This is a genomic window from Marinibactrum halimedae (assembly GCF_021234875.1).
Lineage (GTDB): Bacteria > Pseudomonadota > Gammaproteobacteria > Pseudomonadales > Cellvibrionaceae > Marinibactrum > Marinibactrum halimedae.
Genome location: NZ_JAJQVM010000029.1, coordinates 56,705 through 67,388, shown reverse-complemented (window position 1 = coordinate 67,388; position 10,684 = coordinate 56,705). Strand labels below are relative to the sequence as shown.

Sequence of the window (10,684 nt, the reverse complement as noted above, 5' to 3'; positions counted from 1 at the left end):
TTTTCATTTTTTCGACTCTCCAAATTATTTATTGAAGCAGCCTTTCTGACTTAACCGGCGTTAACTCCTCGCCTCTCAGTGGGCGCGAACTATACGCATCGACTTCTCAAAGCGCAAGCACTTTTCATTACAAAATAAAATTCTTTTAGAAGAGCTAACCTCTTCCGAAAAGGTGGTATTTCTTTTTCCCTAATCGAACAATATAAAAGCGCCCAAACAACGCCGTCTCCCGAGAAAAACACTCTGGCGCTTTCATATTATCCTCCATGCTTTTCACCACCCCATTTATCAATACGGCTGAGCGCCCTAAAGCATCTTTAACCTCACGAGCCGCCTTAGTCATTCCAGACTCAGACAGCAAAGTCGTGAGCGGCTTCTCCGATAGCTCAACCTCATCCAAGGAGGTGAACGGAAGACCGTCTAGCTGTAATTGCTCCAAGTCAGACTCTGACAACTGCTCCAATGAACCGCTAAACAACGAATCTGTAATCCGCTTTGCGGCATCTAGTCCATCTTGGCCATGGATCAGCCCTGTAACTTCAGCTGCCAAAACAGACTGCGCTTGTGGACGTCCGGAAGTGGACTCATCCTGAGCTTGAATATCGTCAATTTGATTTACAGGCAAAAATGTAAAATATTTTAAAAATTTATAGACATCTGCGTCCGCCGTACCCAACCAAAACTGGTAAAAGGCATATGGAGAGGTTTTTGACTCATCCAGCCAAATGGTTCCAGACTCTGTTTTACCAAACTTAGTCCCATCAGATTTTGTAACCAAAGGCAGGGTTAAACCAAACACATGTCCTGATTTCATCTTTCTGGTGAGTTCAACCCCTCCTACAATATTGCCCCACTGATCCGACCCACCAATTTGAAGGGTGCAGTTATGACGAGCATACAGCTCTGCGAAATCAAAAGATTGCAATAACATATACGAGAATTCGGTGAACGATATACCTGAACCTTCTCGATCAATCCTCTGCTTAACAGATTCTTTATTAATCATGTTGTTAACAGAAAAGTGCTTTCCTACATCTCGCAGAAAATCCAAAGCACTCATTTCTGAGCACCAGTCCAAATTATTGACAACTTCTGCGGAATTTTCTCCCGATTGAAAGTCTATAAAACGCGAGACCTGTTGCTTTAGCTTGTCTACCCAACCTGAAACGATATCAGGTGTATTGAGTTGTCGCTCTTGCGCCTTAAAACTTGGATCACCAATCAAGCCTGTCGCTCCACCCACCAATGCAATGGGTTTATGGCCGGCATCCTGAAAACGCTTTAAGGTCAAAAGAGGCACGAGACTACCGATATGAAGACTATCTGCTGTGGGATCAAACCCGCAATACAAGGTTATTGATGATTCAGATAAATGTTGCTCTAACTTTTCATCGCCGGTCATTTGATTTACCAAACCTCTTGCTTGTAAATCTGCAAGCAACCCAGCATCGATTGTACTCATAGGTAATTATCCTTTAGGGATTACGACAGCCCAACCCTTATGAATTTTAAGGGGGTTTATGACAAGGCTGAGAACGATACCCGATCTCAGTGCAAAAACAACTACACCAAAATTCAGACAAACAATAAAAACCGACTCTTTTTTATCCAAAACAGTGAACCAATTGGCTTTTTCTGTTATAAACAAAGCACTGGGCACGAAATTTAAACGACTTATGACAAAAAATATGCAACCTTCTGATTTACATACAGAAAAGAACCAAAGGCAATCAATCTTCCCCAAGACTCATGCAGCAGTTGCAGCAGCATTGACCGCTACATTAGGCACCTTGTTGTTAGCGTTGCCTGGCGGCGAGCCAGAAGCCGAAAGAATGGTACATAAAGAGTTGGCTGTACCTGTTAAGCCTTTGGGAAGTGAACAGCCCAAAACCGAATTAGCAGTCACCCACCAAACATCAAAACCAATCAAAACCAGAACTCAGGCTCCTATAGAAGAGCCACTCAAGGTTATTCAAGCCGAAAACTGGGAAGAACAAAAAGAAGAACCAAACTGGAATAGCTTAGAAGTAAGAAAAGGAGACAATCTCTCCCGTTTATTTAAACGCGCAAACCTTAGCGATCGTGATGTCTACCGACTATTAGCAGGCCACAAAGAAGCGAAGTCACTAAAGCGTTTAAAGCCAGGGCAGCATATTGATGTTTCACTGACTGAAGATAACCGTTTGTCCGCCTTGCAATACCGCCCAAATAGATTAGAGACACACGTATTTGAGTGGGCAGAAGGAAAATTAACATACGAAAAGAAGGAAGCCACTCTTAAAACTCACCGAGTTTATCGGGAAGCCAAGATCGACACCTCCCTCTTCTTGGCAGGAAAAAAGATTGGATTAGACGACAATGTCGTTATGGAAATGGCCAATATCTTTGGCTGGGACATCGACTTCGTTCTCGATATTCGCAAGGGCGACACTTTTAGAATTTTGTACGAAGAGAATTTTCTGGACGGAGAAAAGTACAGCAATGGTGCCATTTTAGCTGCAGAGTTTGTTAATAAAGGCGACCACTTTAGAGCCGTACGCTACACGCATGAAAATGGCGATTCTCACTATTATACGCCTGATGGGAAGAGTATGAGAAAAGCCTTTCTTCAGGCTCCTTTGGACTTTCGCCGAATCAGCTCGAACTTTAATCCAAAGCGCTTACATCCCGTATTCAAAACCGTGCGCCCTCACCGAGGTACTGACTATGCCGCAGCGAGAGGCACCCCAGTGTGGGCATCGGGTGATGGCCGCGTGTTAAAATCTGGCTACACTAAAGCGAACGGGAATTATGTTGTCATTCAGCATGGCAACAATGTAAAAACAAAATATCTGCACCTTCATAAACGCTTAGTGAAATCCGGCCAAAGAGTAAAACAAAAGCAGAAAATTGGCACTGTGGGATCAACAGGCTATTCAACAGCACCGCATTTGCACTATGAATTTTTGTTAGACGGCGTGCATCGCAATCCACGAACCATCGTTCAAAAACTCCCTAAAGCAGCGTCCATTCCACGAAGAGAAATGGTACGCTTCAGCCAACAAACTCAACCTGTCATTGCGCAACTGCAAAGCCATAGCAATACACAGTTTGCAGCCAACGAAAAAAATGCAACGTTCAACTGACCAACACGATAATGCCGCACCTCATGCGGCATTATTTTTAAGGCCACCTTCCTATGAGTTTATACATCGGACTGATGTCTGGAACCAGTATGGACGGCGTGGATGCTGCGCTGATTTCCATAGAGAACAACGACAAACCGACCCTCATTGATAGCCTCACCATCAAGTACCCACCAGAGCTCAAAACACGATTACAATCCCTCGCTCTAGGCTGTGAGAATGAACTGGATTTGATGGGATACTGTGACAGAGAAGTCGCCTCTACTTTCTCACAGCTTTGCTTACAATTGCTCGAAAAACAAAATCTAAAACCTGAGCACATCAACGCCATTGGCTCTCATGGGCAAACCATCCGCCACCGCCCATCAAAAGATCATGGAGGACCATTTACCATTCAAATTGGCGACCCCAGCTTTATTGCACATCACACTGGTATTACCACTGTGGCAGATTTTCGCCGAAAAGATATGGCAGCAGGCGGTGAAGGCGCCCCCCTTGCACCTGCTTTTCACAGGGCACTTTTTGGCAAGAAACAACACACAACCTTGGTGGCCAATATTGGTGGAATTGCCAACATCAGCGTTATACCAGAAAGAGATCCAACCATTGGCTACGATACTGGGCCAGGCAACACTTTATTGGATGGGTGGATTCGACGTCACAAAGGATTACCTTTTGACGACAACGGTAACTGGGCCCGCACTGGCGCTGTAAACTCTTCCTTGTTAGAAGCACTCCTCAAACACCCCTACTTTCATCAACCTCATCCCAAAAGCACTGGGCTAGAAGAGTTCAACCTCACTTGGGTGGACGCCATCATCCAATTACTTGAAAGCACCCCTTCCCCTGAAGACACCCAAGCCACACTGGTTGAGCTTACTGCGCAAACCTTATCTGCGGCCGCCAATATTCACGAACAAGAAGCCGAAACTCTTTACATTTGTGGCGGCGGAGCGAGCAACACCTTTCTTATGGAACGTCTGCAATCCTACTTACCCTTAATTGCAGTCAAAACCTCCGAAGCAATCGGTGTTCATCCAGACTGGGTAGAAGCAGTAGGATTTGCTTGGTTGGCACATCAGACGATGCATCAGCTACCAGGGAATGATTATTTTGCAACCGGAGCCTCACAACCCGTTGTATTGGGCGGGATTTATTTTCACGGATGACTGACTTTTAAAGAAAGAGGAAAAAAGGAAAGAGAGTTTGCTACATTCGCTGCAACAAACTCCATTAGCAATATCGAAAGGCTATACAGAAAAAGATGAGCCGCAACCACAGGTGCTGGAGGCATTTGGGTTAGTAATCACGAATTTCGAACCCGCCAAGCCCTGCTCATAATCAACCGTAGCGCCGGACAGAAAAGGATAGCTGAGAGAATCTACTAGAACGCGGATACCACCTGATTCCACTACTGAGTCCTCATCACCCACCAGCTCATCAAAGGTGAAACCGTACTGAAAACCAGAACACCCACCCCCTGTTACAAAGACACGCAGCTTCAAATCATCGTTGCCTTCATCTTCAATCAACTCTTTTACTTTACTGACAGCGCTCTCTGTCACCAAAATTGCCGCTTCATCTACAGCATATGCTTCCGTTGACATATCAACCTCTCTTAACCCATCAAATTGGAGATTAACATTATCCCCCCTTCCGGACTACGACTCTTATTGCATAGCATAAAGGCCCCAACGAATACTCTACTTACTGCACGCCTCAACTACGCCTTAGCGACCTTAGTGCTAGCAACCACGTTAGAATTACTGCTGTGTGATTCAGGCTGTGGGGAAGATTTCTCTGATGCACTAATACCGCCTTTATTATTGGCATCACCCTTCGAGCTGGGAGCATTTTGGGCATTTGGCTCATACACCAAATTCCCATTCACTTGAGAACCTCTGACCATTTCGATCAAATTATAATGGACGTTGCCATCCACAACAGCCTTAGCCGCCAATTCAATATGCTTACTGGAATACACATCACCACGCACTCGCCCATTAATCACAATGGTTGGCACGTTAATTTCGCCCGTGACTTCTGCGGTATCCAATAGCTGTAAATGCGCCTCTTTTCCGTCACGGACATTAATATTACCTCGGACCACCCCTTCCACCATGAGGTTGCCGGTAAATACCACATCACCCAAGACTTCCGTATTCTTTGAAATCAATGTCGTCCCTGATTTACTCACAGCACCTTCTGAATTTTTTTTACCAAACATGAATCAACTCTCCTGCACCAACCAGCCGAATTTCTTTTCAACAACTTGGCCTTTTTTGCCTGTGGATTTTGCAATTAATTCAAGACGCTCAGGCTCAAATCCCGTCGGGATAACCAACTCACCTTCCACATTCTGAAAATACTTAAATCGCAATCGAATATTCTCTGCCTCAACTTGTTGAGACAACTCTTTTAGCGCAATGCGTTTAATGACCCCAGATTCAGATTCACGGCCAACCACACTCACTTGTAACTGACCACTCAAAAGCCTGTGATTTGTCGTCAGCTGTTGTAGAACCACTTTGTATTTATACGTTCGTGGCTTGCCCGTGGAAATGACATTAACCTGACCAATCACTAAGCCTTTTTTGTTGTCCGTAGGCTCCATCAAGCCACGGTAAAAACTGATGTCTGCTTCTAATTCAGCAATGCGCTCTTTGAGTGACGTGACCTCTCCGCGTACGTCCTCACTGGCCTTTCTGTCAATTTCTGATCCTAAACGCAGGTTGACCGTTTCTTGGCGTACCGAATTTAACTCTGCTTGCAGAGCTTCACCTTGGGCGTGCAACGTATCGCGCTCAGTCATAACACCTTGTAGGGTTTGCGCCGTTTGATAGGTGCCCCACAGATAACTTGCCACACCAGTTAAAACACCAAATGCCAGAAAAGAAAATACCATGGCCCACCGTCGGCCAGGCCTATAGGGCACAACCACCATTTTAGGCTGTTTGGTGCCTTTTACCGCTGCCATAAAGGTCCTACCATCATTATTAATCGCAACAGAACTAGCCTTAACATCATTAGCTCTAACCTACATATTGATATAACTTTTGATATAGCTGTGAACATCTCACAAAGTCACTGGTCACAGCAAAATCACCCTTTTAAGGCAATAATGCTGCCGCCTCTAATCCTAAATTCTCTTTAAAACCAAACATAATGTTCATATTTTGAATGGCCTGCCCTGATGCTCCCTTCGTTAAATTATCAATCACAGACAACACTGTAATTGCCTTACGCCCTTGTGGCCGAAAAACCGCAATTCGACACATATTGGATGATTTAACGCTACGGGTTTGCGGATGCGAGCCCGCAGGCAATACATCCACAAAAGGCTCTTGCCGATAACGGCTTTCAAATAACTGCTGTAGATCCACGTTGGTATCCGTCAATTCAGCAAATAATGTCGCGTGTATACCTCGAATCATGGGTAATAAATGGGGTACGAAAGTCACTTCTGCTGGTGTTGCAACCGATGGCTGAACCTCTCGCAAACCTTGCTCGATCTCTGGCAAATGCCGATGCCCACCCGCAGCGTAAGCCTTAAAGCTTTCACCCACTTCAGAAAATATATTGTCCAACTTACCTTGACGACCGGCGCCACTGACGCCAGATGCCGCACTCACGGACAATCGGCTGGGGTCAACAACATTGTGCTCCAATAGAGGAATCAACCCCAATTGTGTTGCTGTTGGGTAACAACCAGGACAAGCCACTAATTGCGCTTTAGCAATTTCAGCACGATTGACCTCGGGAAGCCCATAAACAGCGGTCTCAACTAACTCAGGACAACCATGAGTTTGACCATACCAGTGCTCCCATGTAGGAATGTCACGAATCCGAAAGTCCGCCGACAAATCAATCACTCGAACCCCGGAACCAATCAGTTCAGACATCATTGATTGGGCCACACCATGAGGGGTCGCAAAAAACACTACATCGCAGGCCGATAAAATTTTCACATCCGGTACAGTGAATTCAAGATCAATGATACCGCGAAGGTTAGGAAAGATATCCGCTACCGGTGTACCCGCTTCACCACGAGAGGTAATCACACTCACCTGAGCATTCGGATGACCTGCCAATAGTCTTAATAACTCTACACCGGTGTACCCCGTGCCCCCAACAATACCTACGTTAATCACAGGCACCCTCCAGATTGATCGATTCACATTGAGCTATGAGATTCAGTTTGAGCTGTAAGATGAAGCCACTTACAAGAATGCCAAACGCGACATTTATAAGAACATTCATCAAAACGATGTAGACTATGATAAGTTTCATCACGCAAAATCGAAAGAATAACTGACAGATTTATCCACAACGAGCCGATAAACACCAAACCGTTGCGATACAGCTTGTTGCTACAGAGCCCATTTAGATGGCTATTGCTACATTCACAATTGTCAACACATGCACAATTATCAACACATGCACAGCCATCAATACATTCACATTTATTAGTACATTCATGACTGTTGCTGCACTGTAATGGTGTTTTGCTTCCATCAGCATAGCCGCACAACGATTCATCGCCCTTTAATACAAGTCTACAGGCGCCAAAAGGACAATTGCCTTTGATGAAAACACACATTGCCCTTTACTTGAGAAACTTTCGTCATCAATTGGCCTACTTAGATGCGCTACCCCAATTGACTTTTTTAGCGCTCTTGGCGGGTGTTGCAACGGGAACCGTGGTGGTTGGTTTTCGTTTGCTTGTCGACCTACCTTTATTATCTTTACCTGAACATATTGACAATTTCGAAGGGTTGCCTCAGTCGGCCCGATTCTGGCTGCCACTGTTTGGCGCCACCGCCTTAGGGGCGTTGTTGATGTGGCTACCCTCACGACGTATTAAAGTGGGGGTCGGGCATGTCCTGGATCGACTCCATAATCACCAAGGCCACATGCCCGCTTCCAACTTCTTCGTGCAATTCTTTGGTGGTATCACCTGCTTAATTACAGGGCAATCGGTCGGTCGTGAAGGCCCCTCTGTTCATTTGGGCGCTGCGACCGCCAGTTTTGTTGGCCGCTGGCTCCGTATTCCCAATAACAGTATGCGCACACTCATTGGCTGCGGCGTAGCAGCAGGTATTTCAGCTTCGTTCAATACGCCCCTGGCTGGGGTGATCTTCGCCATGGAAGTAGTCATGATGGAATACACCATTGCCGGATTTATTCCCATCATTATTTCCTCCGTCACCGGCGCCATCATAACTCGCGCTATGTTTGGACATGACCACAGCTTTGTGATTGCCCATTCGCAACTCACCAGCCTCTATGAGTTTCCCTTTATGATCGTGATTGGGATTGGAATTGGCCTTTCGGCAACCACTTATTCCTGGATACTAAGGTCAAGCCTGTCTGTTGCACACTGGCCTATGGTCATACGGTTTGCCATAGCAGGCGGGTTGACTGGGCTGACGGCTTTGGTTTTTCCTGAAATACTCGGCTTGGGTTACGACACAATAGAAGATGCCATCGCGGGTAATTTTTCGCTGCAATTACTCCTTGCCATCGCCCTGACTAAACTGGTGATATCGTCTGCGGCCATTGGCCTTGGACTTCCCGGCGGGCTGATTGGACCAACACTGGTAATTGGAGCCTGCCTTGGCGGCGCTTTCGGTATTATTGGGCAATCCATCAGTGGCGTGCACAGCGATGGACTGTATGTACTAATTGGCATGACGGCCATGATGGGGGCGGTACTCAATGCACCGCTTGCCGCGCTGGTCGCAATATTGGAGCTCACCCACAATCCCAATGTCATTTTCCCCAGCATGATGGTGGTGGTGATAGCCTCCTTGGTAACACGACGACTCTTTAACGCCGACGGCGTTTTTCTCGCGCTGCTCAGCGCGCAGGGTCACAACATTGACTCCAACGCCCCTCGGCGGGAATTATCGAGAATTGGGGTATTAAGTGTGATGAATACACAATTTGTGGTTTCCGACCCCGTCCTTGAGTGCGATGACGCCCACCAACTTCTGAACAATCAACCTCTGTGGATTATTTTTGAAAACCCTGAAACACAATCGTTAAATGCTTTACGAGCAGCCGATTTGGCCTCTTTTTTAGACAGTGCGCCAGAGAAGGTATTAACGTTAGAAGAGTCGATACAATTAGCAGAATTGCCGGGCAAGCGCCTAGCCATTTACCCCATTCACGATACCGCCAACCTGCTCGAAGCTCATCAATTAATGAAGGCACACAATGCAGAAGCAGTGTATGTTGAGCGATCTCATCGCCCAGTAGTCGGTACTTCTATTGTGGGAATCATCTCCCGCGATGCGATTAACAACCACTATAAGGTTCACTAAACACCAAAGTTCACTAACACTAAAGTTTAATGAACGCTAAGGCCCACCAAACATCAAGAGATACCTCAAGACAGACCTAAGTATCCAAGTGCTCTAGGGTTTCCAATTTATCTGGTGTAATCATTAATTGCTCTGCCACCCGCTTTACTTCCCGGTTTGCGCTATTAAGGTGATTTCGCAAACAATAATACTCCGCCAATACATTTACTTCCGCCACCAATCGTCCTATTCCCGGTGGAGGCGGCTCAGTGGGCATACTGGTTTGTTCCTGCAAAGCCACACAAATAGTGTTGGGCAACTCCCACTCTTGAGCAACACGGTAACTTAATAAGGCGCTGTTTTCAGATAGCATACCTACCAACGCTTCAGGAGGTGGCGGTACTTTTATTCCGGCGGTACTCATAATGCGGCACATTTCATGAAGCAAGGTTAAGCGCCCCATTTCATGCATAAGCCCCACAAGATAAGCATCTAGGCCATCCAGCTTACGGCTGCGAGCCAACATTTCCGCCAGAGCCGCCACCTGATGTGAGTGCAACCAAAGGTGTTTACCTGCTTCACCGAAAAAGGATGTCTGACGCTGTATCACCGGCTGCAATAACGCTGCCGTCATCACCAAACGTAGGCCATCCATTCCCAAATGCACCACCGCTTTGCGAATATCACTCACCCGGCGTTTACGAGGATTAAAATAAGCGCTGTTCACTTGGCGTAAGACCGTACTGAGCAGCAATGGATCTTGGATAATAATTTTTACAATGTCTTCAGTACTGGCGTTTTTATCCCTTAAACTCCGCATGAGCTTCGGCATCACACTGGGCATACGCGGTGCTATTTTGGTGAGAGGTTGATCTCTAACGGAGCGATTTAACAGTACGCGAATTTTTTTCGCTTTTTCCAATTGCGCCGCAGGAATAGCCACTTCCGCTGTTTTCTCAACATCAGGATCACCACCCAATAGAAACACCACAAATTGCTTATCGAGCTTCACAAGCGCTCGCGCATCCACCCCCAAAAATCCACAATCTTCCATCGACTCACGAGTGTTGGATGTTGAGGATTCTGAAAAAAGATTTTTAAAACGCCCAAGAAAGCCTGCCATCCAGATATCCCCTTTATCTTCAGTAAACAAATTATAGAGCAGAGGAATATTAAGTCTCACCCACAAAAAAGCCGCACCTCACGGCGCGGCTTCAATCAGAAAATGCATCTCCAAGAAATGAATGCCCTAAA

Annotated in this window: 9 protein-coding genes; 3 read left to right on the top strand and 6 right to left on the bottom strand. The window is 46.1% G+C overall.

Translation table 11 applies throughout. From position 1 onward, the window contains the following. Nucleotides 1–154: 154 nt before the first annotated feature. On the bottom strand, nucleotides 155–1,462 hold the full coding sequence (gene tyrS, locus LU351_RS15935) for a tyrosine--tRNA ligase (protein WP_232595082.1): 1,308 nt from the start codon (nucleotides 1,460–1,462) through the stop codon (nucleotides 155–157). 226 nt (nucleotides 1,463–1,688) lie between these two features. On the opposite strand from tyrS, the gene LU351_RS15930 reads away from it, so the two are divergent. Together LU351_RS15930 and LU351_RS15925 are read left to right on the top strand one after the other, a co-directional pair. Beyond that, on the top strand, nucleotides 1,689–3,125 hold the full coding sequence (locus LU351_RS15930; RefSeq protein ID WP_232595081.1) for a peptidoglycan DD-metalloendopeptidase family protein: 1,437 nt from the start codon (nucleotides 1,689–1,691) through the stop codon (nucleotides 3,123–3,125). 53 nt (nucleotides 3,126–3,178) lie between these two features. Then, nucleotides 3,179–4,294, top strand: a complete 1,116-nt coding sequence (locus tag LU351_RS15925; RefSeq protein WP_232595080.1) for an anhydro-N-acetylmuramic acid kinase — start codon at nucleotides 3,179–3,181, stop codon at nucleotides 4,292–4,294. A gap of 81 nt (nucleotides 4,295–4,375) precedes the next feature. Here the strand turns inward: LU351_RS15925 and erpA are convergent, their stop codons facing one another. From erpA to argC, 4 genes are all read right to left on the bottom strand, one after another. Then, a complete protein-coding gene (erpA, locus tag LU351_RS15920) occupies nucleotides 4,376–4,732 on the bottom strand; it encodes an iron-sulfur cluster insertion protein ErpA (RefSeq protein WP_232595079.1) in 357 nt (118 codons plus the stop codon). 116 nt (nucleotides 4,733–4,848) lie between these two features. Then, complete coding sequence (locus LU351_RS15915; RefSeq protein ID WP_232595078.1) at nucleotides 4,849–5,352, bottom strand: bactofilin family protein; 504 nt, start codon at nucleotides 5,350–5,352, stop codon at nucleotides 4,849–4,851. Nucleotides 5,353–5,355: 3 nt separating this feature from the next. Beyond that, a complete protein-coding gene (locus LU351_RS15910; protein ID WP_232595077.1) occupies nucleotides 5,356–6,102 on the bottom strand; it encodes a DUF6776 family protein in 747 nt (248 codons plus the stop codon). A 133-nt stretch (nucleotides 6,103–6,235) separates the two neighbouring features. Further along, nucleotides 6,236–7,276, bottom strand: a complete 1,041-nt coding sequence (argC, locus tag LU351_RS15905) for an N-acetyl-gamma-glutamyl-phosphate reductase (protein ID WP_232595076.1) — start codon at nucleotides 7,274–7,276, stop codon at nucleotides 6,236–6,238. A 435-nt stretch (nucleotides 7,277–7,711) separates the two neighbouring features. Here argC and LU351_RS15900 point away from each other — a divergent pair, with 435 nt between their 5' ends. After that, complete coding sequence (locus LU351_RS15900; RefSeq protein ID WP_232595075.1) at nucleotides 7,712–9,451, top strand: chloride channel protein; 1,740 nt, start codon at nucleotides 7,712–7,714, stop codon at nucleotides 9,449–9,451. Between the two features lie 76 nt (nucleotides 9,452–9,527). Here the strand turns inward: LU351_RS15900 and LU351_RS15895 are convergent, their stop codons facing one another. Beyond that, nucleotides 9,528–10,553, bottom strand: a complete 1,026-nt coding sequence (locus tag LU351_RS15895; RefSeq protein ID WP_232595074.1) for an HDOD domain-containing protein — start codon at nucleotides 10,551–10,553, stop codon at nucleotides 9,528–9,530. Nucleotides 10,554–10,684: the final 131 nt, after the last annotated feature.

What these genes read in the sequence shown, in the direction of transcription:
- tyrS (WP_232595082.1), bottom strand. Translation starts at nt 1,462, where the DNA reads ATGAGTACAATCGATGCTGGGTTGCTTGCAGATTTACAAGCAAGAGGT.
- LU351_RS15930 (WP_232595081.1), top strand. Translation starts at nt 1,689, where the DNA reads ATGCAACCTTCTGATTTACATACAGAAAAGAACCAAAGGCAATCAATC.
- LU351_RS15925 (WP_232595080.1), top strand. Translation starts at nt 3,179, where the DNA reads ATGAGTTTATACATCGGACTGATGTCTGGAACCAGTATGGACGGCGTG.
- erpA (WP_232595079.1), bottom strand. Translation starts at nt 4,732, where the DNA reads ATGTCAACGGAAGCATATGCTGTAGATGAAGCGGCAATTTTGGTGACA.
- LU351_RS15915 (WP_232595078.1), bottom strand. Translation starts at nt 5,352, where the DNA reads ATGTTTGGTAAAAAAAATTCAGAAGGTGCTGTGAGTAAATCAGGGACG.
- LU351_RS15910 (WP_232595077.1), bottom strand. Translation starts at nt 6,102, where the DNA reads ATGGCAGCGGTAAAAGGCACCAAACAGCCTAAAATGGTGGTTGTGCCC.
- LU351_RS15900 (WP_232595075.1), top strand. Translation starts at nt 7,712, where the DNA reads ATGAAAACACACATTGCCCTTTACTTGAGAAACTTTCGTCATCAATTG.
- LU351_RS15895 (WP_232595074.1), bottom strand. Translation starts at nt 10,553, where the DNA reads ATGGCAGGCTTTCTTGGGCGTTTTAAAAATCTTTTTTCAGAATCCTCA.